Source organism: Serratia myotis, assembly GCF_027474885.1.
GTDB classification, from domain to species: domain Bacteria; phylum Pseudomonadota; class Gammaproteobacteria; order Enterobacterales; family Enterobacteriaceae; genus Serratia; species Serratia proteamaculans.
This window is the reverse complement of sequence record NZ_CP099707.1, coordinates 1,627,502-1,652,759: the sequence shown is the minus strand read 5'-3', so window position 1 is coordinate 1,652,759 and position 25,258 is coordinate 1,627,502. Positions and strand designations below refer to the sequence as shown.

At 56.4% G+C, this 25,258-nt stretch carries 27 protein-coding genes; 12 read left to right on the top strand and 15 right to left on the bottom strand.

Annotated elements, in window-relative coordinates; translation table 11 throughout:
* Positions 1-23: 23 nt before the first annotated feature.
* From ptrR to fghA, 3 genes are read left to right on the top strand one after another with little or no spacing between them, the layout of a single operon-like run.
* On the top strand, positions 24-941 hold the full coding sequence (gene ptrR, locus NHG65_RS07805) for a putrescine utilization regulator PtrR (RefSeq protein WP_099064108.1): 918 nt from the start codon (positions 24-26) through the stop codon (positions 939-941).
* Positions 942-968: 27 nt separating this feature from the next.
* On the top strand, positions 969-2,096 hold the full coding sequence (locus tag NHG65_RS07800; protein ID WP_198404463.1) for an S-(hydroxymethyl)glutathione dehydrogenase/class III alcohol dehydrogenase: 1,128 nt from the start codon (positions 969-971) through the stop codon (positions 2,094-2,096).
* Positions 2,097-2,110: 14 nt separating this feature from the next.
* Positions 2,111-2,953, top strand: a complete 843-nt coding sequence (gene fghA, locus NHG65_RS07795) for an S-formylglutathione hydrolase (protein ID WP_099064107.1) — start codon at positions 2,111-2,113, stop codon at positions 2,951-2,953.
* Between the two features lie 37 nt (positions 2,954-2,990).
* Here the strand turns inward: fghA and NHG65_RS07790 are convergent, their stop codons facing one another.
* The 8 genes from NHG65_RS07790 to NHG65_RS07755 all read right to left on the bottom strand — a co-directional run bounded on the left by NHG65_RS07790 (position 2,991) and on the right by NHG65_RS07755 (position 11,328).
* On the bottom strand, positions 2,991-3,305 hold the full coding sequence (locus NHG65_RS07790; protein WP_207975747.1) for a CcdB family protein: 315 nt from the start codon (positions 3,303-3,305) through the stop codon (positions 2,991-2,993).
* Positions 3,306-3,307: 2 nt separating this feature from the next.
* Positions 3,308-3,544 (bottom strand): type II toxin-antitoxin system CcdA family antitoxin, encoded by a 237-nt coding sequence (locus NHG65_RS07785; RefSeq protein WP_012005987.1) that lies wholly within the window; start codon positions 3,542-3,544, stop codon positions 3,308-3,310.
* A gap of 600 nt (positions 3,545-4,144) precedes the next feature.
* Complete coding sequence (gene gsiD / locus NHG65_RS07780; RefSeq protein WP_099064104.1) at positions 4,145-5,053, bottom strand: glutathione ABC transporter permease GsiD; 909 nt, start codon at positions 5,051-5,053, stop codon at positions 4,145-4,147.
* 9 nt (positions 5,054-5,062) lie between these two features.
* Positions 5,063-5,983, bottom strand: a complete 921-nt coding sequence (gene gsiC / locus NHG65_RS07775; protein WP_099064103.1) for a glutathione ABC transporter permease GsiC — start codon at positions 5,981-5,983, stop codon at positions 5,063-5,065.
* A gap of 50 nt (positions 5,984-6,033) precedes the next feature.
* On the bottom strand, positions 6,034-7,572 hold the full coding sequence (gene gsiB, locus NHG65_RS07770; protein WP_414069900.1) for a glutathione ABC transporter substrate-binding protein GsiB: 1,539 nt from the start codon (positions 7,570-7,572) through the stop codon (positions 6,034-6,036).
* A gap of 23 nt (positions 7,573-7,595) precedes the next feature.
* The gene (locus NHG65_RS07765) at positions 7,596-9,473 is read right to left on the bottom strand and encodes a dipeptide ABC transporter ATP-binding protein (RefSeq protein WP_414069901.1); all 1,878 of its coding nucleotides are present in this window, start codon (positions 9,471-9,473) and stop codon (positions 7,596-7,598) included.
* A 19-nt stretch (positions 9,474-9,492) separates the two neighbouring features.
* Positions 9,493-10,437 (bottom strand): isoaspartyl peptidase/L-asparaginase family protein, encoded by a 945-nt coding sequence (locus NHG65_RS07760; protein WP_283602862.1) that lies wholly within the window; start codon positions 10,435-10,437, stop codon positions 9,493-9,495.
* A 354-nt stretch (positions 10,438-10,791) separates the two neighbouring features.
* Complete coding sequence (locus tag NHG65_RS07755) at positions 10,792-11,328, bottom strand: DUF924 family protein (RefSeq protein WP_099064099.1); 537 nt, start codon at positions 11,326-11,328, stop codon at positions 10,792-10,794.
* Between the two features lie 93 nt (positions 11,329-11,421).
* On the opposite strand from NHG65_RS07755, the gene moeA reads away from it, so the two are divergent.
* Both moeA and moeB read left to right on the top strand, forming a co-directional pair.
* Positions 11,422-12,660, top strand: a complete 1,239-nt coding sequence (gene moeA, locus NHG65_RS07750) for a molybdopterin molybdotransferase MoeA (RefSeq protein ID WP_499183137.1) — start codon at positions 11,422-11,424, stop codon at positions 12,658-12,660.
* Positions 12,661-12,662: 2 nt separating this feature from the next.
* Entirely contained in the window at positions 12,663-13,418 is a 756-nt protein-coding gene (gene moeB / locus NHG65_RS07745; RefSeq protein ID WP_499183136.1) for a molybdopterin-synthase adenylyltransferase MoeB, read from the top strand.
* Positions 13,419-13,504: 86 nt separating this feature from the next.
* Here the strand turns inward: moeB and NHG65_RS07740 are convergent, their stop codons facing one another.
* The 3 genes from NHG65_RS07740 to cynR form a co-directional block, all read right to left on the bottom strand.
* Positions 13,505-15,097: an ABC-F family ATPase gene (locus NHG65_RS07740; RefSeq protein ID WP_099064096.1), complete on the bottom strand. Its 1,593-nt coding sequence runs from the start codon at positions 15,095-15,097 to the stop codon at positions 13,505-13,507.
* A gap of 191 nt (positions 15,098-15,288) precedes the next feature.
* Positions 15,289-15,705 (bottom strand): MchS3 family protein, encoded by a 417-nt coding sequence (gene mchS3, locus NHG65_RS07735; protein WP_099064095.1) that lies wholly within the window; start codon positions 15,703-15,705, stop codon positions 15,289-15,291.
* Between the two features lie 24 nt (positions 15,706-15,729).
* Positions 15,730-16,632, bottom strand: a complete 903-nt coding sequence (cynR, locus tag NHG65_RS07730) for a transcriptional regulator CynR (RefSeq protein ID WP_261427031.1) — start codon at positions 16,630-16,632, stop codon at positions 15,730-15,732.
* 114 nt (positions 16,633-16,746) lie between these two features.
* Between cynR and NHG65_RS07725 the strand changes: the two genes are divergently transcribed.
* Positions 16,747-17,400, top strand: a complete 654-nt coding sequence (locus NHG65_RS07725) for a carbonic anhydrase (RefSeq protein WP_499183135.1) — start codon at positions 16,747-16,749, stop codon at positions 17,398-17,400.
* 22 nt (positions 17,401-17,422) lie between these two features.
* Positions 17,423-17,893: a cyanase gene (gene cynS / locus NHG65_RS07720; RefSeq protein WP_499183134.1), complete on the top strand. Its 471-nt coding sequence runs from the start codon at positions 17,423-17,425 to the stop codon at positions 17,891-17,893.
* A gap of 59 nt (positions 17,894-17,952) precedes the next feature.
* On the opposite strand, the gene NHG65_RS07715 is transcribed toward cynS, so the two are convergent.
* The 3 genes from NHG65_RS07715 to NHG65_RS07705 form a co-directional block, all read right to left on the bottom strand.
* Positions 17,953-18,444 (bottom strand): P-loop nucleotide/nucleoside kinase family protein, encoded by a 492-nt coding sequence (locus NHG65_RS07715; RefSeq protein WP_207975759.1) that lies wholly within the window; start codon positions 18,442-18,444, stop codon positions 17,953-17,955.
* 174 nt (positions 18,445-18,618) lie between these two features.
* Positions 18,619-18,966, bottom strand: a complete 348-nt coding sequence (locus NHG65_RS07710; RefSeq protein ID WP_085115906.1) for an antibiotic biosynthesis monooxygenase family protein — start codon at positions 18,964-18,966, stop codon at positions 18,619-18,621.
* Entirely contained in the window at positions 18,963-20,027 is a 1,065-nt protein-coding gene (locus NHG65_RS07705; RefSeq protein ID WP_499183133.1) for a cytochrome P450, read from the bottom strand. Before NHG65_RS07705 ends, NHG65_RS07710 begins: the two co-directional genes overlap by 4 nt.
* 81 nt (positions 20,028-20,108) lie before the next feature.
* Between NHG65_RS07705 and NHG65_RS07700 the strand changes: the two genes are divergently transcribed.
* The 4 genes from NHG65_RS07700 to NHG65_RS07685 all read left to right on the top strand — a co-directional run bounded on the left by NHG65_RS07700 (position 20,109) and on the right by NHG65_RS07685 (position 23,644).
* On the top strand, positions 20,109-20,792 hold the full coding sequence (locus NHG65_RS07700) for an ArsR/SmtB family transcription factor (RefSeq protein ID WP_099064089.1): 684 nt from the start codon (positions 20,109-20,111) through the stop codon (positions 20,790-20,792).
* A 63-nt stretch (positions 20,793-20,855) separates the two neighbouring features.
* Positions 20,856-21,563, top strand: a complete 708-nt coding sequence (locus NHG65_RS07695; protein ID WP_207975763.1) for a glutathione S-transferase N-terminal domain-containing protein — start codon at positions 20,856-20,858, stop codon at positions 21,561-21,563.
* 140 nt (positions 21,564-21,703) lie between these two features.
* Entirely contained in the window at positions 21,704-23,131 is a 1,428-nt protein-coding gene (gene phoA / locus NHG65_RS07690; RefSeq protein WP_099064087.1) for an alkaline phosphatase, read from the top strand.
* 129 nt (positions 23,132-23,260) lie between these two features.
* Positions 23,261-23,644, top strand: a complete 384-nt coding sequence (locus NHG65_RS07685) for a hypothetical protein (RefSeq protein ID WP_499183132.1) — start codon at positions 23,261-23,263, stop codon at positions 23,642-23,644.
* 19 nt (positions 23,645-23,663) lie between these two features.
* Here NHG65_RS07685 and NHG65_RS07680 read toward each other — a convergent pair whose 3' ends face one another.
* Complete coding sequence (locus NHG65_RS07680) at positions 23,664-24,290, bottom strand: TetR/AcrR family transcriptional regulator (protein ID WP_262261056.1); 627 nt, start codon at positions 24,288-24,290, stop codon at positions 23,664-23,666.
* Between the two features lie 93 nt (positions 24,291-24,383).
* On the opposite strand from NHG65_RS07680, the gene NHG65_RS07675 reads away from it, so the two are divergent.
* Positions 24,384-25,223, top strand: coding sequence for an NmrA family NAD(P)-binding protein (locus NHG65_RS07675; protein WP_499183131.1), 840 nt, complete (start codon positions 24,384-24,386; stop codon positions 25,221-25,223).
* Positions 25,224-25,258: the final 35 nt, after the last annotated feature.

The window sequence follows — 25,258 nt, the reverse complement described above, 5'->3', positions numbered from 1 at the left end:
GTTCATCACGAAAAGAGAAGATAATGGATCTGACCCAGCTCCGCATGTTCTGTAGCGTCGCCGAAACCGGCTCCGTTGCCCGTGCTGCCGAGCAACTGCACCGCGTACCCTCTAACCTGACCACCCGCCTGCGTCAGCTTGAACAGGAACTGGGCACCGATCTGTTCATTCGCGAAAAACAGCGCCTGCGCCTTTCGCCAATGGGCCATAACTTTCTCTGCTATGCCAACCGTATTCTGGCGCTGAGCGAAGAAGCCATGAGCATCACCCATGCCGGTGAGCCGGCAGGCAACTTCGCTATCGGCTCGATGGAAAGCACCGCCGCCACCCGCTTACCCACTTTACTGGCAGCCTATCACCAGCGCTTCTCACAGGTGTCGCTGTCGCTGACCACCGGTACCTCCGGCGAGATCACCGAACGGGTGCGCGCCGGTACGCTGGCAGCGGCGCTGGTCGACGGGCCGGTGCAATATGACGAACTCAACGGCTGCATCGCCTTCCCCGAGCATATGGTAGTGATCTCCTGCCTCGATCACCTGCCGATCCATAGCGCCAAAGACGCCAAGGGCGAAACGCTGTTTGCCTTCCGCGCCAGTTGTTCTTATCGCCTGCGGCTGGAATCCTGGTTCAAGCGCGAAGGCGTGCTGCCGGGTCAGGTGATGGAAATTCAGTCCTACCACGCCATGCTGGCCTGTGTCGCCAGCGGTGCCGGGCTGGCGATGATCCCGCATTCGGTGCTTAGCCTGCTGCCAGGCCATGAGCGCGTGAAAGTGCATACCCTGCCGGATGACATCGCCCAAACCGCCACCTGGCTGCTGTGGCGACGCGATGCCTTTGGCCCGAACGTGCGTGCCCTGAAAGAATTAATTATTGAACAGGCGGAAACCCTCGCGGTTGAAAATACTGCCTGTGATTTACCAGATGCTATCGACATAGCCTGATTAAAAAATAGACCACTGGAGACTATGATGGAAATGATCAAAACCCGTGCCGCCGTTGCCTGGGGCCCGAACCAGCCGCTGAAAATTGAAGAAGTCGATTTAATGCCACCGCAAAAAGGTGAAGTGCTGGTGCGGATCGTCGCCACCGGCGTCTGCCACACCGATGCCTACACCCTATCCGGTGCCGATCCGGAAGGCGTGTTCCCGGCGATCCTCGGCCATGAAGGCGGTGGCGTGGTGGAAGCCATTGGTGAAGGCGTGACCAGCGTGGAAGTCGGCGATCACGTGATCCCGCTGTACACCCCGGAATGTGGCGAATGCAAATTCTGTAAATCCGGCAAAACCAACCTGTGTCAGGCAATCCGCGCGACCCAGGGCAAGGGACTGATGCCGGACGGCACCACCCGCTTCTACAAAGATGGCCAGCCTATTTTCCACTACATGGGCACTTCCACCTTCTCCGAATACACCGTGGTACCGGAAATCTCACTGGCAAAAATCAGTAAAGAAGCGCCGCTGGAAGAAGTCTGCCTGCTGGGTTGCGGCGTTACCACCGGCATGGGTGCGGTAATCAACACCGCCAAAGTGCAGAAAGGCGATACCGTGGCCATCTTCGGCCTCGGCGGCATCGGCCTGTCGGCGATCATCGGCGCACAGATGGCAGGCGCAGGCCGCATCATCGGCATCGATATCAACACCAGCAAGTTCGACCTGGCACGCAAACTGGGCGCAACCGACCTGATCAACCCGAAAGACTACGATAAGCCGATTCAGGACGTGATCGTCGAACTGACCGACGGCGGCGTTGATTTCTCCTTCGAATGTATCGGCAACGTCAACGTGATGCGTTCGGCGCTGGAGTGCTGTCACAAAGGCTGGGGCGAATCGGTGATTATCGGCGTAGCCGGTGCCGGTCAGGAGATTTCTACCCGTCCGTTCCAACTGGTGACCGGCCGTGTGTGGCGTGGTTCCGCTTTCGGCGGCGTGAAGGGCCGTTCGCAACTGCCAGGCATCGTCCAGCGTTATATGGACGGCGAGTTTGCGCTGAATGACTTTATTACCCACACCATGGGGCTGGAGCAGATTAACGAAGCGTTCGATTTGATGCACGAAGGCAAATCCATCCGTTCCGTTATTCACTTCGACAAAAAATAAGCCAGGAGGCAGAGATGACCTTGTCATTAGAACTTCTCGAAGAGCACCGTATGTTCGGCGGCTGGCAACAGCGTTATCGCCATGCGGCGCAGAGCCTGAATTGCAACATGACTTTCAGCATCTATCTGCCGCCACCGCGCGATGATAACCCGCCGCCGGTGCTGTACTGGCTGTCGGGGCTGACCTGCAATGATGAAAACTTCACGCTGAAGGCCGGTGCGCAGCGTATCGCCGCCGAGCTGGGGCTGGTGCTGGTGATGGCCGACACCAGCCCGCGTGGCGACGATGTGCCCAATGATGAAGGTTACGACCTGGGTCAGGGGGCCGGCTTCTACTTGAATGCCACCCAGGCCCCCTGGGACAAGCACTTTCGCATGTACGACTACATCAGCGATGAGTTGCCGGCGTTGATCCATCAGCATTTCAGCGTCAGCGATCGTCAGTCGATCTTCGGTCACTCAATGGGCGGCCACGGCGCACTGGTGATGGCATTCCGCAATCCGCAGCGTTTCCGTTCGGTGTCGGCGTTCGCGCCCATCGTTAACCCCTGTCAGGTGCCATGGGGGCGTAAAGCCTTCGCCGCCTATTTGGGTAACGACGAAAGCCAATGGCTGCAATATGACAGTTGCCACCTGCTGGCCAACGGCGCGGAAAAAATGCCGGTGCTGGTGGATCAGGGTGATGACGATCAGTTCCTGGCCGATCAACTGCAACCGGCGAAGCTGGCCGAACTGGCCCGCCAGCGCGACTGGCCGCTGACCCTGCGCATCCAGCCGGGTTATGACCACAGCTACTTCACCATCGCCAGCTTTATCGAAGACCACCTGCGCTTCCACGCCGAACATCTGTTCCGCTGATCGAAAAATCTGGGCGGTTACCCCCGCCCGGATTTAATCAAATACCGTCGAGAAGAAAATCTATTGCGGCTTTGACCTCGGTTCGGTATTGGGTAGCATCGCAAAATTCAGCGCCCAAGGTACGAACGGGAATACTGGCCATCTCATGAGTCATAACGGCGTACTCATTGTCATCCACCAGCCTGACCAATGGGATCAAACGTTCCGGGCGAGTGCTACCTGGGTATTTTTCAATGGGCAATAACGGGATCACGACTCGACGATTTAATTGCCCAATGATATCGCTCGTCACATCAAGCAGCAGCGGGTAAACAGTACTTTTCCCTGTATTTGCGTATACCGTAAATTGCATCGCTAAAACGTCCTGTATTCGTCACTGAAACAGCCATGTTCATCATGAAAACGGTTCAGAGCCTCAATGGCCTCTCGGTTATCTTCCTTCCATTTTCTCATCTCATGCTGACGCAATTCGGCATCCAAAGCAGCGTTCAGCGTAGCACTGAGGTTAATACCCGCCTCACGTGCACGGCTCAACAAGCTGCGTTCTACCGTCATGGTAACGCTTTGCGTCGTTCGTTGTTTTACTGGCATCAGTACCTCCCACAATAGCCTTCGTGCAAGCAACACGGCTTATTGAACGGATAGTAACACCAGGGAGCGGTGTTAGCCCATTCAAATGTGCTCCACGCGTCACGCCGAACACCTGTTCCGCTGATAAGCCGTAACCACTTGCGATTGTAAATATCGCAAGTGGTTATTCTTCCCTATAACACACACGGTTAACGCTCTCGGCCAGTGAACCAATAATAAACATCTTCAAACCAGGTTAATAAGGCTTTGGTGCCGATCACTGTAATCACCGCGATTGCAACATCCACATAACTATTACAAGGCTTCATAATTAGCAGTGATGAATACTCGATTAAAGAGAATGAAATAAATATCCACAGGGCTATAATAATGCAGTATTTCATTTACACATCCATGTAAAAAAAATCATAAGAACACTAAGAAAAACAAGGTAACACCACCCCATTGAAAATAAAACAAAAATAACCATTGATTATAATAATATGACTAACACAATGATTAGGTAAACGTATTCGGTGGAATTACCTAATACGTTAAAGTGTTACGGTTAATTAAGCGATTAATATCCCGTATATTAACCGCTATTAATTTAACTTTATTCTATCCCTTTAATTTCGGATCCAGCGCGTCACGCAGCCCGTCGCCCAGCAGGTTGAACGCCAGTACGGTGATAAATATCGCCAGGCTGGGGAAGATCGCCACGTGCGGTGCAATCACCATATCCGCCCGCGCCTCATTGAGCATCGCGCCCCACTCCGGCGTCGGGGGTTGTGCGCCCAGACCGAGGAATGACAGGCTGGCGGCGGTGATGATCGAGGTGCCGATACGCATGGTAAAATACACCACAATCGACGAAATCGTCCCCGGCAGAATATGCCGGAGGATGATGGTCCAGTCGGACGCACCGATGCTGCGCGCCGACTCGATATAAGTCAGGTGCTTCAATACCAGCGTATTGCCGCGCACCAGCCGGGCAAAAGCCGGGATGCTGAAAATCGCGACCGCGATGATCACGTTGGACATACCGCTGCCCATAATCGCCACCACGCCAATCGCCAGCAAAATGCCGGGAAAGGCGAACAGCACGTCACAGATTCGCATGGTGATACGATCCCACCAGCCTTCGTAATAACCGGCCAGCAGCCCCAACAGCGTGCCGATCAGCCCGCCGACCAGCACCGAGAACACCCCGGCGGCCAATGAAATGCGGGTCCCCATAAGAATGCGGCTGAAAATATCCCGGCCAAGCGAATCCACACCCAGCCAGTGCACCAGCGAAGGCCCCTCGTTCAGACGGTCATAATCAAAGTAGTTTTCCGCATCAAACGGCACCAGATAAGGTGCCAACAACGCGGCGACCACCAGCAACAGCACCAGCAGCCCGGCGACCAGGGCCACGCGTTGTTGGCGGAACCGCCGCCAGAACTCATGCCAGGGCGTGCGAACCGCGTTAGGGTTGATCGTCGGCATCGCCTTCAGTGCAGCGTTGCGTCGCCAATACTTAATCATCCAGCGTCCTCATTTGTAGCGTATCGCCGGGTTAATTGCCGCATACAGCAGGTCCACCAACAGGTTAATCAGAATGAACTCCAGTGAGAACAGCAAGACTTCGGCCTGGATCACCGGGTAGTCACGCATCTCCACCGAGTCGACCAGCAGCCTGCCCAGCCCTGGCCAGTTGAACACCTTCTCCACCACGATCGAGCCGCCGAGCAAAAAGCCAAACTGCAATCCCATCATGGTGACGACCGGGATCATCGCGTTACGCAGGCCGTGTTTCACCACCACCACGGTTTCCCGTACGCCCTTGGCGCGCGCGGTACGCATGTAGTCTTCCTGCAGCACTTCGACGAACGAAGCGCGGGTAAAACGCGCCATTACCGCCGCCACCGCCGCTCCCAGCGTGATCGAGGGCAGAATATAGTGCCGCCAGCTGTCGGCCCCCACCGTCGGCAACCAGCCAAGGTTGACGGAGAACACCTGCATCAACAGCATGCCAAGCGCAAAAGCGGGGAATGAGATGCCGGAAACCGCCAACGTCATGCCGAGGCGGTCTGGCCAGCGATTACGCCAGACGGCAGACACCATACCGATGCCCATACCGAAGATCGTCGCCCACAGCATGCTGGTCAGGGTCAGCCACAGGGTCGGCAGAAAGCGCGAGCCAATCTCTTCGCTTACCGGGCGTTTGGAGACCATTGAGGTGCCAAAATCCCCCTGCAGCGCATTGACAAAAAAGTGCACGAACTGCTGTGGCAGCGGCTTGTCGAGCCCCAGATCCTTGCGTACCAGTTGCACCACCGCCTCGTCGGCCTCCGGCCCTGCCGCCAGCCGCGCCGGATCGCCGGGCAACATATGGACGAACAGAAACACCAGCACCGCGACAATCAGCAGCGTCGGGATCAACCCCAGCAGTCGTTTCAGAAAATAATTAAGCATCTCGGGTGAGTCCCCTCACCCCGCCCTCAATGAGAGCGGGGATTGGCGCCTTATTTAAGGTCGGCATTATCAAAGTTGAACGAGGTATCCGGCATTACATAGAAACCACTCAACTGTTTGTTGTTGGCCGACAGCAAACGCTCGGTCGCCAGGAAGATCCACGGCGCATCAGCCCAGATGCGATCCTGCGCGTCCTTGTACAGTTTTTGCTTCTCGCCGCGATCGGTGGTCGCCAGCGCACCGGTCAGATCCTGGTCCACCTGTGGGTTACTGTAGAACGCGGTGTTGAACTGCTTGGGTGGTGCCGCCTGGGTAGAGAACAGCGGCGACAGCGCCCAATCCGCCTCACCGGTTGACGCAGACCAGCCGGTATAGAACATCCGCACGCCGGTGTCTTTCACCCCAACGCTTTCCACCTGTGCCGCACGTTGACCGGCATCCATCGCCGTCACCGTCACTTTCACCCCTACCTGCGCCAACTGCTGCTGGGCAAACTGCAGGACTTTCTGCGCGGTGCTGTGGTTATGCGACGACCACAGGGTGGTGGTGAAGCCGTTCGGGTAGCCTGCTTCCTTCAGCAGTTCGCGCGCCTTGGCCGGATCGTATGGCCATGGCTTATAACGGGTAGCAAAGTCTATCGCCGGCGGCACCGGACCTTCTGCCGGTACCGCGTAGCCGGAGAACGCCACCTTGATCAGCGCATCTTTGTTGATGGCGTAGTTCAGCGCCTGCCGCACTTGCAGATTATCAAACGGCTTCTGGGTGACGTTCAGGCTGATGTAGCGTTGCAGGATCGAAGGGGCCGCCACCAGATCGAGTTTGGCATTGCCTTCCAGCACCTTGGCCTGCTCATAAGGGATCGGGAAAGCAAAGGTCGCTTCGCCGGTCTGCAACATCGCCGCGCGGGTATTGTTATCCACGATCGGCCGCCAGGTGATGCTGTCGAGTTTCGGCAGCCCCGGCTTCCAGTAACCGTCAAACTTCTTCACCTTGACGAAATCGGTCTGGTTCCAGGTCACGAACTGGTAAGGGCCGGTACCGACCGGATGGAAACCAATCTCTTTGCCATACTGCTTCAGCGCCGCCGGGGAAATGATCACCGCCGCTGGGTGCGCCAGGTTATTGATAAACGCCGAGAATGGCGCTTTCAGCACGATCTTGACCGTTGTAGCATCCACCACTTCGGTTTTGTCGATCATCTTGAACAGGTTGTAACGCTTGAGGTGGTTGTCCGGGTTGCTGGCACGATCCAGGTTAACCTTCACCGCTTCGGCGTTAAATTCGCTGCCGTCATGGAATTTCACTCCCGGATGCAGCTTGACGGTGTAAGTCAGGCCGTCTGGGCTCACCTCGTAGCTGTCCGCCAGCACGTTTACCAGCTTCATGTCCTTGTCAAAGCCGAACAGGCCCTGATAGAAGGATTTGGCCACCGCCTGCGACAGCGTGTCGTTGGCGTCATACGGGTCAAGCGTGGTGAAATTGGACGCGACGGCGATCACCGCATCTTTCGCCGCCCAGGCCGGGCCTGCGCCCACCGCCGCCAACAGCACGACGGCCGCTAATGCCTTACGTTTGAATGTGTGCTTCATGGTGCTTGCATCTCCTGAGGTCATTAAAAGGCACCGGCGATCGGATGACGGGCAACAAAGTGCCCGGGGCCAACCTGCACCAGCGGTGCGGTAACGGGTTCATCGCCCAGCGCGCGGATCGGGCTGGGAATTTCATCGACCAGCAGCGGCTGGCGTTGGTGAGCATGGGCCGGATCGGCCACCGGTACTGCTGCCATCAGCTTGCGGGTGTAGGCGTGCTGCGGGTTATCAAACACCGCACGGCGCGGGCCAATCTCGACAATCTGCCCGAGGTACATCACCGCAACGCGATGGCTGATACGCTCCACCACCGCCATATCATGTGAGATAAACAGAAAGGCAATGCCAAATTCACGCTGTAAATCGAGCAACAGGTTGACGATCTGCGCCTGAATCGACACATCGAGCGCCGATACCGATTCATCGGCGATCACCACTTTTGGGTTGAGTGCCAGCGCGCGCGCAATGCAGACTCGCTGTCGTTGCCCGCCAGAGAACTCATGCGGGTAGCGACGTGCGTGTTCGGGTTTCAATCCGACGCGCTCCAGCAGCCAATCGACCCGTTCTTGTGCGGCCTTGCCGCGTGCCACGTTATGCACCAGCAGCGGTTCCATAATCGAGAAGCCGACGGTCAGACGCGGATCGAGCGAGGCATAAGGATCCTGGAAGATAAACTGGATATCCCGCCGCAGATGCTGCAACGCCGGGCCTTTCAACTGATTGATCTGGCGACCGTCAAAGGTAATGGTGCCGCGCTGACTGTCCACCAGCTTCAGCAAGGATCGGCCGGTGGTGGACTTGCCGCAGCCGGACTCCCCCACCAGCCCCAGGGTTTCACCGGGGTAGAGATCGAAACTGACGTTTTCCACCGCGTGTACCCGGCGGGTGACCCGGTTCAGAATGCCGCTGCGCAGATCAAAGCGCGTCACCAAATTCTCCACCCGCAGGATCGGCGCCGCACCGGGCGGCACGGTATCCTGTGGGCCGCCATTGTCCGCCCCGTTCGGCAACGGAAATTTGGCCGGAAAATCTTGTTGTGCCATCGAACCCAGCTTCGGTACCGCTGCCAACAAGGCCTGGGTGTAGGGCTGTTGCGGTGCGGCAAACAGCTCGCGCACCGGTCCCTGCTCCACCCGTTCCCCCTGACGCATCACCAGGACCCGGTCGGCAATCTCCGCGACCACGCCCATGTCGTGGGTGATGAAAATGACCCCCATCTGCATTTCCTGCTGCAACACGCGGATGAGCTGCAGGATCTGCGCCTGAATAGTGACATCCAGTGCGGTGGTCGGTTCGTCGGCAATCAATAATGCCGGTTTACAAGACAGCGCCATGGCGATCATCACCCGTTGGCGCATGCCGCCAGAAAGTTGATGCGGGTAGCGGTTAAGTACGTCTTTGGCTTCGGGAATGCGAACCAGATCGAGCATCTGCAAAGCGGCTTGTTTGGCAGCCCGATGATCCATCGCCTGATGCAGACGCAGGGATTCGGCGATCTGCTCACCCACCGGGAATACCGGATTCAGTGAGGTCATGGGCTCCTGAAAAATCATCGCCATATCGGCACCGCGTACCGTCCGCAGCGTCCCCTGGCGGGCACGGGCCAAATCAAGCACCTCACCGTTGCGCCGACGGAAGGGCATGGCACCGCTGACGATATTGCCACCGCCCTGTTCCACCAGCCGCATCAAGGCCAGCGAGGTGACGGATTTGCCCGAGCCGGATTCGCCGACGATCGCCAGCGTTTCACCGCGATCGACATCGAATGACAGGTTGCGCACCGCATCCAGGGTGTCACCCTGTTGATGAAACTGAATACTGAGATCGCGTACTGAAAGTACGCGCTGTGGCGGCAACCATAGTCCAGCGTCGGCCGTGGGCGGCATCAAGGTATCGGTCATGCACCCTCCTGGTGATCGGTTAGCGATAAATCCCTACGGACGGCGCATCGCCGACATAACCAAACCCGCGGTACATCCCTTCACTGTTAAAAGGCAGCGCCACGTTACCCTGGCTGTCGATGGCGATCATCCCGCCGCTACCGCCCATCGCCAGCAGTTTTTCCATCACTACCCGGTCGCTGGCCTGCTGCAGGCTGAGACCGGCGTATTCCATCAACGCGGAAACGTCATAAGCCGCCACGCCGCGCATGAATATTTCACCGGTGCCGGTGCTGGAGACCGCCACCGTGGCATTATTGGCGTAACAGCCGGCGCCGATTATCGGCGTATCGCCGACCCGACCGGCCTGTTTGTTGGTCATGCCACCGGTCGAGGTCGCCGCCGCCAAATTGCCCAGGGCGTCCAACGCCACCGCACCCACGGTGCCAAACTTACTGTCGGGGTCGATCGGCTCAGCACCGTCGTGATCGAGCAACACTCGTCCCAGCTCCGCCTGAGCGCGGTGCAGTTGGTCAAAACGTGATTGGGTAAAGAAGAAGTCAGGGGCGACCATTTCCAGGCCGTGGGCGGTGGCAAACCTTTCGGCACCCTCGCCGGCGAACAGCACATGCTGGCTGTTTTCCAACACCGCACGCGCAGCCAGTATCGGATTGCGTATCCGGCTGACACCCGCAACGGCACCGGCATCACAGGTGCGTCCGTCCATCACGCAGGCATCCAGTTCATGGGTGCCCTGATGAGTGAACACCGAGCCTTTGCCGGCATTGAATAACGGGCACTCTTCCAGCAACCGCACCGCTTCGGTCACCGCATCCAATGCGCTGCCACCCTGGGCGAGGATCTGCTGACCTGCGGCGACAATGCCGGATAACGCCTGAATATACTCTTGTTCTTTTTCAGCACTCAGCGCCGTACGGGTAATTGCGCCCGCACCGCCGTGAATGGCAATCACTGGTTTGCTCATTTGCCTGACACCCTGTGTTAAACCTGCCAACCCCACACCGTTCCCGGGCTGATAATTAATTATTTTTTCTTTTCCCGACTATATTTAGCCCGACATTCTATGTAAAGCATTAAGTCACTACTCAGCATTTAGCGTAGCTCGCTTAGATTATTTCGCACATTGAAATAGCTTAATGGAATAAAAACAGTCAGTTAGAATAGAGCCAAAACACCGTAAATAACGGTTGGGATTTTTGGTAAAAGCACTGGGCGGATAGACAACTATTATCCGGAGAAATAACCGATATCTCTGTATATTAAGCTGTCACAGGTTCAACCTGCTGTTTTTCAGCAGGCTGAACGCAGATGATAATATTTAGAACCCGGAGCCCGGCAGCAACAGAAATGCTTCTTCTTCCGGGGTTGAGACGCGGCCTAATATCGCATTACGGTGCGGGTAACGGCCAAAACGGTCAATAATGGCTTTATGCCGCAATTCAAACTCCAGCTGATCGCCATTATCCAGTTCGGTATACAACGCCAGCGCCTGCTGATGGATCAGCGCCGACTCCGAGTGCATAAACGGCAGATAGAGAAAACCCCGCTGTTCCCGGCTGAGCTGTTCACACTGCCCGCTGCGCACCGCTTCCTGCGCCAACACCAGCGCCATACAGTCGCTGGCAAATGAACCGGGCGTGCCACGGAACAGATTGCGGCTGAACTGATCGAGCACGATCACCTCCGCCAATCGCCCCTCAATGGTTTCTCGCCAGTGCGCCAGTTCACCGGCAGCGGCGGCCTGCCAAATCTGGCCAAAGCGGGTATGCAGCAGGCGATCAAATTCATCATCCTTTTTGAACCACATTGCCGGTTCGATCTCGTCGAACCAGAAGTCTAATACCTGTCTGTGCATCACGGTCTCCTGTTGTTTACTTCAGCATAGCATCCTTCATAATACCCCCACTTTGCCGAAAATTTCGCGCACCCTGATTACGGAGTTCTCTCAATGGATCATTGCCATACTTCCGATCTCATTTCCCTGGAGCAGGCGCTGGAGAAGATGCTCAGCCAGCTCTCTCCCCTGCAGCAGACCGAATCCATTGCCCTGACCGCCGCCGCCGGCCGTATTACAGCCGCAGCGGTGATTTCCCCTATTGACGTGCCCCCGTTTGCCAATTCGGCGATGGACGGTTACGCCGTGCGCCTCGCCGATTTGCAGGCCAATGCCCCGCTGCCCGTGGCGGGCAAAGCCTTTGCCGGTGCGCCATTCAATGGTGACTGGCCAGCCAACACCTGCGTGCGCATTATGACCGGCGCCCCTATCCCTGTCGGCGCCGAAGCGGTGATCATGCAGGAGCAGGCCGAGGTGAGTGATGCCGGAGTACGCTTCACGGCCGAAGTGCAAGCCGGGCAAAATATCCGTCTGGCGGGGGAAGATATTCGCCTGGGTGCCGGGGTGTTACCCGCTGGCGTCAGGTTGGGCGCGGCACAGTTGCCGTTGCTGGCCTCGCTCGGCGTCGCCGAAGTCCAGGTGATGCGCAAACTGAAAGTCGCGGTGTTCTCCACCGGTGACGAGTTACAACCGGTCGGTCAACCGCTGCAGGCAGGTCAAATCTACGATACCAACCGCTTTGCGGTGCGCCTGATGCTGGAGCAACTGGGCTGCGAGGTGATCGATCTGGGCATTATTCGTGATGACCAAAACGCCCTGCGTGCCGCCTTCGAACAGGCGGACAGCCAGGCCGACGTGGTGATCAGCAGCGGTGGCGTCTCGGTCGGTGAAGCCGACTACACCAAGCAGATGCTGGACGAACTGGGCGAAGTCAGCTTCTGGAAGCTGGCAATCAAACCGGGTAAGCCCTTTGCCTTCGGCAAACTGAAACACGCCTGGTTCTGCGGCCTGCCGGGCAACCCGGTTTCCGCCGCCCTGACCTTCTACCAACTGGTGCAACCGCTGTTGGCAAAGCTGGCCGGTTACAGCGACTGGCAGTTGCCACCGCGTCTGCAAGCGCGCGCATTAACTCCCTTGAAGAAAGCACCGGGCCGTCTCGATTTCCAGCGCGGCGTATTTACCAGCAACGCCCAGGGTGAGTTGGAAGTGAGTAGCACCGGTCATCAGGGCTCGCACGTCTTCAGCTCGTTCAGCCAGGGCAACTGCTTTATCGTGCTGGAGCGCGACCGCGGCTCAGTGGCGGTGGGTGAAATGGTGGACATTGAGCCCTTCAACACCCTACTGAGGAGCTGAACATGCTGCCGGAATTAACCGATGCCGAAGCGCTGCGCTACAACCGCCAGATTATCCTGCGCGGCTTCGACTTCGACGGCCAGGAAAAGCTGAAGGCCGCACGGGTACTGATTGTCGGCCTCGGTGGATTGGGTTGCGCCGCCGCGCCCTATTTGGCTGCGGCGGGCGTCGGTCACCTGACGCTGGTTGATTTCGACACCGTTTCGCTCTCCAACCTGCAACGCCAGATCCTGCACCGCGACGCACGCGTTGGCATGGCGAAAGTGGAATCGGCGCGTATCGAACTGAGCGCCATCAATCCGCATATCCACATTGACGCCGTTGACGGGCAGTTGGACGACTCTCAGATGGCGGCACAGATTGCCGCCTGCGATCTGGTGCTGGACTGTACCGACAACGTAGCAACGCGCGACCTGCTGAATCGCCTGTGCCATGCGCAGCGTAAACCGCTGGTGTCCGGCGCGGCGATCCGTATGGAGGGGCAGCTGAGCGTTTTCACCTACCAGCCTGATGAACCTTGCTACCGTTGCCTGAGTCGGTTATTCGGCGATAACGCCCTGACCTGTGTCGAAGCCGGTGTAATGGCCCCGCTGGTGGGCACCATCGGCACCTTGCAAGCCATGGAGGCCATCAAACTGCTGACGCAATACGGCCAGCCACTCACCGGTAAACTGCTGATGTTTGATGCCATGACGATGCAATTTCGTGAAATGAAGCTGTCGAAAAATCCGCAGTGCGAGGTGTGTGGCGGGGAATAGCAGACACAAAAAAGGCGAGAGTGCTCCCGCCTTCGATTATCACTGGTTATTTTTGCGGGCGCGTATAACGCGCCCCTACCAGAGAGTTAGACGATACCCTGGCTACGCAGATAGTCTTCGTAGTTGCCGGTAAAGTCGATCACCTTGGTCGGTGTCATTTCCAGTACGCGGGTCGCCAGCGAGCTAACGAACTCACGGTCGTGGGAAACGAAGATCAGGGTGCCTTCATACATTTCCAACGCCATGTTCAACGACTCGATGGATTCCATATCCAGGTGGTTGGTTGGTTCATCCATAATCAGGATATTAGGACGCTGCATCATCAGCTTGCCGAATAACATGCGGCCCTTCTCACCCCCTGACAACACCTTCACTTTCTTCTTGATGTCGTCCTGGCTGAACAGCAAACGACCCAGCACGCTGCGAACTGCCTGCTCGTCGTCTTTTTCCTGCTTCCACTGGCTCATCCAATCGAATACCGTCAGGGTGTCATCGAATTCGTATTCGTGATCCTGAGCGTAGTAACCGATCTTGGCGTTTTCAGACCATTTCACGCTGCCGCTGTCCGGTTGAGCATCGCCAACCAACGCTTTCAGCAGGGTCGACTTACCAACACCGTTCGGGCCCAGCACCGCGACTTTCTCGCCCACTTCAACCATCAGGTTGAGTTTGCTGAACAACGGGCCGTTGTCGAAGCCTTTGGTCAGTGCTTCCACTTCCAGCGCGTTACGGAACAGTTTTTTGTCCTGGTCGAAACGGATGAACGGGTTCTGACGGCTTGAAGCCTTCACTTCTTCCAGCTGGATCTTGTCGATCTGGCGGGCACGTGAAGTCGCCTGTTTGGATTTGGAGGCGTTGGCGCTGAAGCGGCTAACGAACGACTGCAGTTCGTTAATCTGTGCCTTTTTCTTGGCGTTATCCGCCATCAGACGTTCACGCGACTGGGTTGCCGCCGTCATGTATTCGTCATAGTTGCCCGGATACACGCGCAGTTCGCCGTAGTCCAAATCCGCCATGTGCGTACACACCATGTTCAGGAAGTGACGGTCGTGCGAAATGATAACCATGGTGCTGTTACGCTCGTTCAGCACCTGCTCCAGCCAGCGAATGGTATCGATGTCCAGGTTGTTGGTTGGTTCGTCGAGCAACAGGATTTCTGGATCGGAGAACAGCGCCTGCGCCAGCAATACGCGCAGTTTGAAGCCCGGTGCGATTTCGCTCATCGGGCCATAATGCTGTTCAACCGGGATGCCTACGCCGAGCAGCAGCTCGCCGGCACGTGCTTCGGCGGTGTAACCGTCCATCTCGCCGTAAGCGACTTCCAGATCGGCCACTTTATAGCCGTCTTCTTCGCTCATTTCGGCCATAGCGTAAATACGGTCACGCTCTTCCTTCACTGCCCACAGCTCATGGTGGCCCATGATGACGGTGTCCAGCACGCTGTATTGCTCAAAAGCGAACTGATCCTGACGCAGTTTACCCAGACGCTCGTTCGGATCGAGGAACACGTTGCCGCCGCTCGATGCCAGGTCGCCGCCCAGGATTTTCATAAAGGTGGATTTGCCGCAGCCGTTAGCCCCGATCAAACCATAGCGGTTACCGCCACCAAATTTAACAGAGATGTTTTCAAACAGCGGCTTACTGCCAAACTGCATAGTAATGTTGTTAGTGCTTAACACAGCGCTCGCTCTTCATATCATTAGGAATGTGATTTGGCGCGCATTATGCCATAACGGGGATAAGAGATCGCGGGAAGTTTCGGTGACAATTTGAGCAATGATGCGCTGGCAGGGGAAGCCAGGCAATACGCGGTGCCATGAGGTCGGATGCAGTAAATCTCATCCGGCGGGTTAAAGGGAGGTTAATATACTCACCAGCACCCATGTTTTAAGATACTGAAATAGATATCTTTAAACTTTTCTTTCCTTAAAACATCCCCTTTCAATACTGAAACTTCTTTATCCCACTCTTGGGTAAACCTGGGTTCGCCATCGTTGTTATTAAGCTTTTTTAAACCACAGGCAGCATAAAGTTTAGCTTCTGGCGTTGCCTGCGGGTTATTGGCAATACGCAAGAAAACGGCCCCCGCATCCTGGTAGGTTAGGATTTTTATTAACTCGGTTTCGCCAACGCTGCCAATGCCAACAAACCCATTCATTCCCAAAGAGAAATTGTTAACCCTGGATAAAACATTCTCTGTCTCTTCACTGCTTTGTTCAGCGGCATAAGCGTTGAGGGAACAGAAAGAAACAACCAGCAAAGTCACAACGCGAAAAATCATTTTCATAAAAGTCTCCCTATTCAACCGGTTTTATACCGGGTTGGAATGTGCCGATGTCCAGTCCTGCTGATGCAAAACCTCTACAAGCGCCCGTGACGCTGCGCTGCGATAGGCATCTTTACGCTGTAGCAATACCGCCCGGCGCGCGGGCATGGCGGCGACAAGTGGCACCACTCGCAACTGCGGATTTGCCTGGGTAATCGCCGCCGGCAGCACCGTGGCAAGCGAGCCACGGCGTACCATCTCAATGATGGCACCAATCGCATTGGCCTCCACCACGACCCGTGGCCGGATCCCCTGCTGCCGGCAATAGTCGTCGATAAACTGACGAGTGGCAAAATCCTCACTCAACAGCGCCAGCGGCTGTTGCTCAAACGCCTGCGCCGTCAAGGGTTCAAACCGTTGGGCCAAAGGGTGATTGCTGCCCACCACCATATTCAGCGACTCGCGAAACAAATCCTCGGCCTCGATATCCGTCAACTGCGCCTGACCGAAAGCAATACCCAGATCCAACCGATCCTCCGCCAACAGCGCCTCAATCCTGTCCTGTGTCATCTCGTGAATACTCAAGGTTACCCCCGGATAACGCCGATAAAAGGCATCAATCACCGGGCCCACCAGATAGGCGGTAAAGGTCGGCGTCATCGCCAACCGCAGGTTGCCACGCTCCAGCGTTGCCACGTCATGGATTGCCCGCGCACCGGCATCCAGATCCTGCAGTGCCAGTTGGGCATAGCGCATCCAGGCAACACCGGCGTCGGTCAGCCGCACCGTTCGGCCACTACGATCAAACAGCGGTGTGCCCAGCGTTTCCTCCAGCTGTTTGATTTGCTGCGACAGCGTTGGCTGCGAGACGTGCAGCGCTTCGGCAGCACGGGTGAAGTTGCCCTGTTCGGCAACGGCCAGAAAATAACGGATATGTCGCAGCAGCATAACGCCTCTATTATTGGTAATTCCTATGGCTACCATTATAAATGGGTCTTAGACCCTATAGCCAGAGCGGCGCATGATGCATCCATCGCTTAACAGCAACCAGATGGAGGCAGTATGAAAGAAGTTATCGAAGGTTTTCTGAAGTTCCAGCGCGAGGCGTTTGTCGAGCGTACGGCCTTGTTCCAGCGGCTGGCTACCCAGCAGAACCCTCGAACCCTGTTTATCTCCTGTTCCGACAGCCGCCTGGTCCCGGAACTGATTACCCAGCGTGAACCGGGCGATCTGTTTGTGATCCGCAATGCCGGCAATATCGTGCCTTCGTTCGGCCCGGAACCCGGTGGCGTATCCGCGTCGGTGGAATATGCCGTCGCCGCGCTCGGGGTTGAAGATATCGTGATTTGCGGGCATTCCGACTGCGGCGCGATGACCGCCATCGCCACCTGCCAGTGCCTGGAACATATGTCCACCGTGGCTAACTGGCTGCGCTATGCCGATTCAGCCAAGGCGGTCAATCAGGCTTATCAGCATGCCACCGAGGCCGGGCGGGTCAGTTCGATGGTGCGCGAGAACGTCATCGCACAGTTAACCAATATCAAAACTCACCCTTCCGTAGCAGTGGCGCTTGAACAAGGGCGATTGAAACTACACGGTTGGGTTTATGACATCGCCAGCGGCGGCATTGAAGCGCTGGATGGCGAAACCCGTCGTTTTATTCCGCTGGCCACGAATCCTGAAGTTACGGCAACCCCTGCCGTAGCCCGTTTTTAATTTCATTCCTTAAGGAAACAATATGACCCAGTCACTGCACTACTCATCCCCACGCGAAACCCTGACCGACACCATTATGATGGCCAAGATCCGCAAAAACCTGACCTTCGAAGCGATTAACCAGGGCACCGGGCTAAGCCTGGCGTTCGTCACCGCCGCCCTGCTGGGCCAGCATCCGCTGCCGGAGCAAGCCGCCCGTGTGGTGGCAGCAAAACTGGATCTGGACGAAGACGCCATTCGCCTGCTGCAAACCATTCCGCTACGCGGCAGCATTCCCGGCGGCGTACCGACCGACCCGACCATTTATCGCTTCTACGAAATGGTGCAAATCTACGGCTCCACGCTGAAAGCCCTGGTGCATGAGCAGTTTGGCGACGGCATCATCAGCGCGATTAACTTCAAACTGGATATCAAAAAAGTGCCGGATCCAGACGGTGGCGAACGTGCGGTGATCACCCTCGACGGTAAATACCTGCCAACCGAGCCTTTCTAATCGACAAATGACAAATAATGAGGCAGCGCCCGAATCAGGGCCTGCCTTATTCCGGATACTCAGGCATACCGGACAATGGTCAAACGCTCCTCTTCAGTAGGGACGACAAAGTACTGAGTGAGCAGATCGAAAGCCTCCTCGCTTAGCGTAAAGGGATGGTCGCCTTGCTCATTTCTGAGTTTTATCCGGCTTTTACATAATGCATCACTGACATCGATAAAATGCAGGCAGTGGCCAACGCCAGCCAACTCGGCTAATTGTCGTGCCCACAGCCGCCGGTCCGGCGTATTCATCGGAAAATCCAGCACCACAGACAGGCCATGACCCAGCAGTTGCACAACATGCTCACTCAACGCCTCGCGTAGCCGGGCTGAGTAGTGAACATAATCCTGCAAAGTCGCCATCTGTTGTCCATACAGCGTTTTCAGCCAGCTATCTTCAACCAGCAACAGCGTTTGAGGTTGCTGCGCAAGGCTGTGCGCTAACGTCGATTTGCCTGAACCGGCTTTACCGCACATCAAATGCAACACGGTAGGGAGATGATTTTTCATGGGTTCCTCCAGGGGATGTTGCCAACAGGAGGGAGTGCTAAACCCGCCTGACTGGCGGGTTTTCGCTTAAAACAGACGCGCTATCCCACCACTCTATGAATGGTGATAATAATCTGCACGAATGAAAAACGATTTCTGTTCATCAGATATCAATAAGATAAACCCCAAGAGTTGTCAATCGACGTGATAACCACGGCTGTCCTGCGGTGCCTGTTCCCGCTGATCCAGCCCGTAGTCGCGTACCACTTCCGCCACACGCAGGCGATACTGCGCCAGCACGCCATGACGGCCACGCGTCTGCGCAGCACGGTGCTTTTCGATATTGCGCCATTGCTGCACCGCCGCTTCATCACGCCAAAAAGAAAGCGACAGCAACCGCTGTGGATCGGCCAGGCTTTGGAAGCGCTCAATGGAAATAAACCCGTCAATCTCCGCCAGCAACGGCTTCAGCTCAGCCGCCAAATCTAGATAGGTTTCACGCTGGCCGTCGGCGGCCTGCAGTTCAAAAATAACGGCGATCATAATAAGCTCCTGTCAGCGGTAAATTCAGGCACACGCGCGTTTTGCGAAGCCCGCCAGCGCACATTGTTCAGCAGTTGCAGATCAATACCCAAGGCGGATAAATGCTCGATACCACAACGCGCGATCATTTTCGCCCAGTCCGCACCCGGACAGCGATGCGCCCCCTCACCGAAAGCAAAACTTTCGTCACCCGTGCACAACAACATCAGGACGCTCTGCCCAGCCAACACCGGGTGGCCGGCAATCTGCGTATCCCGCAAAGCAAAGCGGCGGGTGTTCTGAATCGAGGGGGTGTCGGACAAGACTGTTTCAATCAGTTCCAGCGCGCTTCCCTGGTGGTTGTGCATCAATAACAACGCCTGCCCGATCAGGCCGGCAGTCCCTTCACAAGCCTGAAACATCAAGCCAATGGCATTGGCCATTGCCACCTGACAGTCAAGACCTTGTATCGCACATGAATGCTGCAAACTCAGCCATAACGGGCCACGACAATCTTCCAGGCGTGCCGTTAAACGCTCCACGGCCAGGATCCCCCGCTCTACCTGTTGCTCACTCCCCCCCGGAGCAATGCAGCGGGAAAAAGCCAGAATGTCATCGACTAACTCCGACCACTCATCCGCAGGGACACCCAGCAGTGCAGCAATAACGCACACTGGCAGGGCATAGTTAAAGCGGGTGATCTGCTTTGCGTCCTGCATGGAAGGCATTAACTCTCGCGCCACGCTTAATGCAGTTTGCCGGACCCGGTTTGGGTTAAAGGCAGTTAACGTCTGCAGAATGGCCTCTTTGAGCCTGAGCTGTTGTTCACCCTCCTGCATTCGTACCAGAGCACCGAAAATGGGCTGTGCTGGCGTGTTCAATAAGGCCGCGGGGACAGGTTCAGTTGCAGGACGTACCCCAAAGTCAATATTGTGCAAAACCTCCCGCACCACCACAGGAGAAACGGCTACCCAACTCTGCAAGTCCGCTTGAAATGCCATCGGCGCCATCGGCATATAGTCAGCAAGCGGATCGTCAGAAGTCACGGCAGCAAGCGCACGGGAATAGGGACAAACTGTCATAGTGTTCTCCGTTGAACCGAACCAGTGTGAAAACCCATCCTAGCGCTAGCCTGGCAGCCATACTTCGTCTAATCTCGAAGTATGAATAACATCGATATTGAAGATCGTCTGGCGGCACTGACCGCCGCCATTGCCGACCGCAGCCGGGCGCGCATGCTGTGCCTGCTGATGGATGGCCGTGCCTATACCGCGACCGAACTGAGTGCGGCGGTGGACGTCGCAGCCTCTACCGCCAGCGGGCACCTGGCACGCCTGCAGGAACAACGGCTGATTGTCTGCGTCAAACAGGGCCGCTATCGCTATTTCCGCCTGACCGGGCCGGCGGTGGCCGCCGCGCTGGAAACATTGATGGCGCTGGCCGGCGTTGAAAGGCCGGTAGTAAAAAGCACTACCCCAACCTCATTGCAATTCGCCCGCACCTGTTATGACCATATGGCCGGAGAAGTCGCGGTAAAATTGCATGACCGGTTGCATCAAGTAGCCTGGCTGGAGGGGGATGAAGACTACCGGTTAACGGACGCTGGCCGCACTGCCTTAACCCGGCTGGGCATCGACTGTTCGGCGGCGCTTTCACGGCGGCGCTTCGCCTGTGGCTGTCTGGACTGGAGCGAACGCAAGGCTCACCTTGGCGGCGCTCTGGGTGCCGCGGTGCTCAACGTTTTTATCGATCGCGGCTGGATCCGCCGTCAGCTTGAAACTCGTGAACTGCAGCTCACCGCCACCGGTAAAAAAGCGCTGACAGCACATTTTGGTCTCACGCTTTAACCCTGCGCCGCGTTAGTTTTGCTGCAATACTCAATAGGCAAACCGTCAACCCGAGGATTCTTCATGCTCAGCCAAACCCAATTCCCGATCGTCAAACGCTGGCCCGCACAGCACCCGGAAAGGCTACAGCTTTACTCTCTGCCTACGCCCAACGGCGTAAAAGTATCCATTATGCTGGAAGAAATTGGCCTGGCTTATGAACCGCACCTGATCGATATCGGCAAGAACGAAACCTGGACGCCGGAGTTTCTGTCGCTGAACCCGAACGGCAAGATCCCATCGATCATCGATCCTAATGGCCCCGGCGGTAAACCACTGGCGCTGTTTGAATCCGGCGCTATCTTGCTGTATCTGGCGGAGAAAAGCGGTAAGTTCCTGCCGCAAGATCCCGCTCTACGTTATGAAACCATCCAGTGGGTGTTTTTCCAGATGGCGGCGGTTGGCCCAATGTTTGGCCAGCTCGGCTTCTTCCACCGATTCGCCGGTCGCGAATATGAGGACAAACGTCCGCTGGAACGCTATAAGAATGAATCCAAACGCCTGCTCGGCGTGCTGGAAACCCGGCTTGAAGGCCGTGACTGGATCATGGGTCAGGATTACACCATTGCCGATATTTCACTGCTGGGTTGGGTCCGTAATCTGATCGGCTTCTACGAAGCGCGTGAGCTGGTAGAGTTCGATAGCTTCCCACTGGTGGGGCAATGGCTGGAGCGCGGTCTGGCGCGCCCGGCGGTACAACGCGGCCTGAATATTCCCGCCCGCAGCGAATAATGGATCCCCTGGGATAGCCGCCCGGCTATCCTTTTTCACCATCGGCAGCGTCATAAAACTGTCACACCCCTGCACTACTCTCCTTCGTAACAAATTGATGCCAATTATAATTTTGCATTTCGAAAAGGAGCTTTCCCCCTATGCAACAGTCCCTTTCCCTGATCGCCGGCGCCGTTTTATCCGCGTTATTGTGTTCCACCGCCTTCGCCGATGAAACACCGGTCAATACCGCAGGCCTTTACGAACGTGCAGCACGTGGCAACATCGTTGAACCCGGTGGCGCACGACGTCTGAGTGGCGATCAGACCGCCGCGTTGCAAGCTTCGCTGTCGGACAAAACTGTCAAAAACGTGATTTTGCTGATCGGCGACGGCATGGGCGATTCTGAAATCACCTCGGCGCGCAACTACGCCGAAGGCGCGGGCGGCTATTTTAAAGGTATCGATGCCCTGCCGCTGACCGGCCAATACACCCATTACTCACTGGATAAGAAAACCCACAAACCGAATTACGTGACTGACTCTGCCGCCTCGGCGACCGCATGGTCAAGCGGCGTAAAAACCTATAACGGTGCGCTGGGTGTGGACGTCAACGGTAAAGACCAACCGACGCTGCTGGAAATCGCCAAGGCGGCAGGCAAAGCCACCGGTAACGTCTCTACCGCCGAGCTACAGGACGCCACGCCAGCGGCACAGATTTCCCACGTCACCTCACGTAAATGTTACGGCCCGGAAGAAACCAGTGAAAAATGCGCCACCAACGCGCTGGAAAACGGCGGCCGTGGCTCCATCAGCGAGCAGTTGCTCAAGGCGCGCGCCGACGTCACCTTGGGCGGCGGGGCAAAATCCTTTAATCAGTTAGCAAAAAGTGGCGAATGGCAGGGAAAATCGCTGAAAGACCAGGCAACGGCTCTCGGTTATCAATGGGTCGAAAACCTCGATGCACTGAACGCCGTCAGCGTGGCAAACCAGCAAAAACCGCTGCTCGGGCTGTTTGCCGCCGGTAATATGCCGGTGCGTTGGCAGGGGCCGAAAGCCACTTATCACGGCAATATCGACCAACCGGCGGTAACCTGCGAAAACAACCCGGCACGCACGGCCGATATCCCGACGCTGGCGGTAATGACCGAAAAAGCCATCGACCTGTTGAAAACCAACCAAAACGGCTTCTTCCTGCAGATTGAGGGCGCGTCGATCGACAAACAGGATCATGCGGCCAACCCGTGCGGCCAGTTTGGTGAAACTGTTGACCTGGATGAAGCGGTACAGAAAGCGTTGGCATTCGCCCGCGCCGAGGGTAACACCCTGGTGATTGTTACCGCAGACCACGCCCACTCGAGCCAGATTATCGCCACCGATGCCAAGGCCCCTGGCCTGACACAAACGCTGACCACCAAAGATGGCGCACCGATGACCATCAGCTACGGCAATTCGGAAGAGGATTCACAGGGGCATACCGGCACTCAACTGCGGGTTGCCGCCTACGGCCCACGTGCTGCCAACGTGGTTGGGCTAACCGATCAGACGGATCTGTTCTATACCATGCGTGATGCAATGGCGATTAAGTAAGTTAACAGCCTAATATCCAAACGCCATTCATTGCCGGCACTCAGGGCAATGAATGGCGTTTTTACCCTTTATAAACAGCGGGTAACTGCTATATTGAAGGACTACTTTCGCTTTCGAGAAGGACTCCTCATGGCGTTACTCCGTTTGATTATTCTTTCCGGCTCGCTGTTTTTTGCGACCTCTACCCTGGCCGCCTCCCCGGTGCAGATGCGCTTTGATTCTGCCTGTGATTTCAGCAAGCTAAACATCATTCTCAAAGACCCGATTAATCCCGACAACGTACAGTTGAATGTCGAACTGCAACCGCAGGCGGCACAACGGCTGGCAGCAACCACGACCGGCAACAACATCGGCAAAACATTAGTGACTGTGATCAACGGCATCCCAGTGAACAGCGCTACGCTACGCAGTGAACTGAAGGTGACCGCACTTAGTATCGTGACCGATGGCCCAACGGCGCAAAAACTATTCCCCAGCCTGTTGAATAAACCCTGTGGATCCAAGCAAAAATAAAGAGTGAACCAGGCTGCCTCTAGCCATCTGCCAGCATCCTGGCCGCCATTTGCTTATAACTCGCCACCAGTTCCCGGCCCTCATCGGGGCCGGTACTGACCGCCAGCCGCATGGTCGCTTCCCCCAAATGCATCAGCAAGAAAGCCGCATTCTCCACCACCGCCGGATCTGACTGCGGCCGTAACCGACGTATTGCCGCCGCCAGTAACGCGCCGTTTAACCGGCTTTCCGCCACCTCTTCCTCGCGCAGCGTTTTGTTGGCCTGCGTCGCCGCCCAGATATCCCGCATGACCGGCTCAGCCATAAACAAGGCGTAATATTCGTCGATCAGGCAGTTAAATGCTTCGATCAACTGCGGTAACGTCCGCACCTGAATTAAGCCTTGCTCGATGCATTCACGCGCTTCCTGGTTATAACCTTGCGCCAGCACCCGCACGATGGCGGTTTTATCCGGAAAGTACTGGTACAGCGCCCCAATAGAAATACCCGCATTTTGCGCCACTTCACTCATCCGCATCGCGTCACTGCCCTGCTGGGCTATCAGCGCCGTTGCGCAATCCAGGATCAGCTTCACCTTCTCGCGGCTTCGTGTCTGGCTGGGTTTACGCCGCAGGGCGGGCGTTTTTTTTTGCTTATCAATCATCATGTCTCGTCCTTTGAACAAAAACCGCCTTGACAATAATACGAGGGTTTATCATATTTACAAAACATGAGTAACACTCACATTTGGAGCGGCATCATGAACAACAACGAACAGGGTTCACCCATTCTGGTTTTAGGCGCTACCGGAAAAACCGGCAGCCGTGTGGCAGCACGTTTGCAACAGCTTGGCATAGCGGTGCGGGCCGGACATCGTGGTGCCGCCATCCCCTTCGACTGGCAAGACAGCAACACCTGGCAACCGGCCTTACAGGATGTGCAAAAACTTTATCTCAGCTTTCAACCCGACCTGGCAGTACCGGGTGCCACCGAAATCGTTAAACGTTTTTGCCGGCAAGCGGTAAATGGCGGCGTACAAAAGATAGTCCTGCTCAGCGGGCGCGGTGAGGACGAGGCCCGTCAGGCGGAAGAAGTGGTTGAACTCAGTGGTGCAGACTGGACGATATTGCGCGCCAGTTGGTTTATGCAAAACTTCAGCGAGAGTTTTATTCTTGATGAATTGCTAAACGGCGCAGTCTATTTGCCACCGGGCGAGATCCCCGAGCCTTTTATTGATGCGAATGATATTGCCGATGTTGCGGTTGCCGCCCTCACCCAACCCGGCCACAGCAATACGCATTATGAATTGACCGGCCCGCGTCTGATGACCTTTGAACAGGCTATTGGCGAGATTGCCGCCGCCGCCGGGCGTGAGATCCACTATCAGCAGGTGCCGGTGGCAGATTACGTCGGATACCTGCGCGAGGCACAATTGCCGGCGGAAATGGTCACGTTGCTGGAATATCTATTCAGCACCGTGTTGGACGGACGCAACGCCTCACTGACCGAGGACGTTCAACGCAGTCTCGGGCGTGCCCCGCGAGATTTCAGTACTTACATCGCCGACACCCTCCCCAGCGGAGTTTGGCAAGCGCGTTAACCGGCTAATGGCTGCCCTGCCCGGCGGCCATTTTC

What these genes read in the sequence shown, in the direction of transcription:
- ptrR (WP_099064108.1), top strand. Translation starts at nt 24, where the DNA reads ATGGATCTGACCCAGCTCCGCATGTTCTGTAGCGTCGCCGAAACCGGC.
- NHG65_RS07800 (WP_198404463.1), top strand. Translation starts at nt 969, where the DNA reads ATGGAAATGATCAAAACCCGTGCCGCCGTTGCCTGGGGCCCGAACCAG.
- fghA (WP_099064107.1), top strand. Translation starts at nt 2,111, where the DNA reads ATGACCTTGTCATTAGAACTTCTCGAAGAGCACCGTATGTTCGGCGGC.
- NHG65_RS07790 (WP_207975747.1), bottom strand. Translation starts at nt 3,305, where the DNA reads ATGCAATTTACGGTATACGCAAATACAGGGAAAAGTACTGTTTACCCG.
- NHG65_RS07785 (WP_012005987.1), bottom strand. Translation starts at nt 3,544, where the DNA reads ATGCCAGTAAAACAACGAACGACGCAAAGCGTTACCATGACGGTAGAA.
- gsiD (WP_099064104.1), bottom strand. Translation starts at nt 5,053, where the DNA reads ATGATTAAGTATTGGCGACGCAACGCTGCACTGAAGGCGATGCCGACG.
- gsiC (WP_099064103.1), bottom strand. Translation starts at nt 5,983, where the DNA reads ATGCTTAATTATTTTCTGAAACGACTGCTGGGGTTGATCCCGACGCTG.
- gsiB (WP_414069900.1), bottom strand. Translation starts at nt 7,572, where the DNA reads ATGAAGCACACATTCAAACGTAAGGCATTAGCGGCCGTCGTGCTGTTG.
- NHG65_RS07765 (WP_414069901.1), bottom strand. Translation starts at nt 9,473, where the DNA reads ATGACCGATACCTTGATGCCGCCCACGGCCGACGCTGGACTATGGTTG.
- NHG65_RS07760 (WP_283602862.1), bottom strand. Translation starts at nt 10,437, where the DNA reads ATGAGCAAACCAGTGATTGCCATTCACGGCGGTGCGGGCGCAATTACC.
- NHG65_RS07755 (WP_099064099.1), bottom strand. Translation starts at nt 11,328, where the DNA reads ATGCACAGACAGGTATTAGACTTCTGGTTCGACGAGATCGAACCGGCA.
- moeA (WP_499183137.1), top strand. Translation starts at nt 11,422, where the DNA reads ATGGATCATTGCCATACTTCCGATCTCATTTCCCTGGAGCAGGCGCTG.
- moeB (WP_499183136.1), top strand. Translation starts at nt 12,663, where the DNA reads ATGCTGCCGGAATTAACCGATGCCGAAGCGCTGCGCTACAACCGCCAG.
- mchS3 (WP_099064095.1), bottom strand. Translation starts at nt 15,705, where the DNA reads ATGAAAATGATTTTTCGCGTTGTGACTTTGCTGGTTGTTTCTTTCTGT.
- cynR (WP_261427031.1), bottom strand. Translation starts at nt 16,632, where the DNA reads ATGCTGCTGCGACATATCCGTTATTTTCTGGCCGTTGCCGAACAGGGC.
- NHG65_RS07725 (WP_499183135.1), top strand. Translation starts at nt 16,747, where the DNA reads ATGAAAGAAGTTATCGAAGGTTTTCTGAAGTTCCAGCGCGAGGCGTTT.
- cynS (WP_499183134.1), top strand. Translation starts at nt 17,423, where the DNA reads ATGACCCAGTCACTGCACTACTCATCCCCACGCGAAACCCTGACCGAC.
- NHG65_RS07715 (WP_207975759.1), bottom strand. Translation starts at nt 18,444, where the DNA reads ATGAAAAATCATCTCCCTACCGTGTTGCATTTGATGTGCGGTAAAGCC.
- NHG65_RS07710 (WP_085115906.1), bottom strand. Translation starts at nt 18,966, where the DNA reads ATGATCGCCGTTATTTTTGAACTGCAGGCCGCCGACGGCCAGCGTGAA.
- NHG65_RS07705 (WP_499183133.1), bottom strand. Translation starts at nt 20,027, where the DNA reads ATGACAGTTTGTCCCTATTCCCGTGCGCTTGCTGCCGTGACTTCTGAC.
- NHG65_RS07700 (WP_099064089.1), top strand. Translation starts at nt 20,109, where the DNA reads ATGAATAACATCGATATTGAAGATCGTCTGGCGGCACTGACCGCCGCC.
- NHG65_RS07695 (WP_207975763.1), top strand. Translation starts at nt 20,856, where the DNA reads ATGCTCAGCCAAACCCAATTCCCGATCGTCAAACGCTGGCCCGCACAG.
- phoA (WP_099064087.1), top strand. Translation starts at nt 21,704, where the DNA reads ATGCAACAGTCCCTTTCCCTGATCGCCGGCGCCGTTTTATCCGCGTTA.
- NHG65_RS07685 (WP_499183132.1), top strand. Translation starts at nt 23,261, where the DNA reads ATGGCGTTACTCCGTTTGATTATTCTTTCCGGCTCGCTGTTTTTTGCG.
- NHG65_RS07680 (WP_262261056.1), bottom strand. Translation starts at nt 24,290, where the DNA reads ATGATGATTGATAAGCAAAAAAAAACGCCCGCCCTGCGGCGTAAACCC.
- NHG65_RS07675 (WP_499183131.1), top strand. Translation starts at nt 24,384, where the DNA reads ATGAACAACAACGAACAGGGTTCACCCATTCTGGTTTTAGGCGCTACC.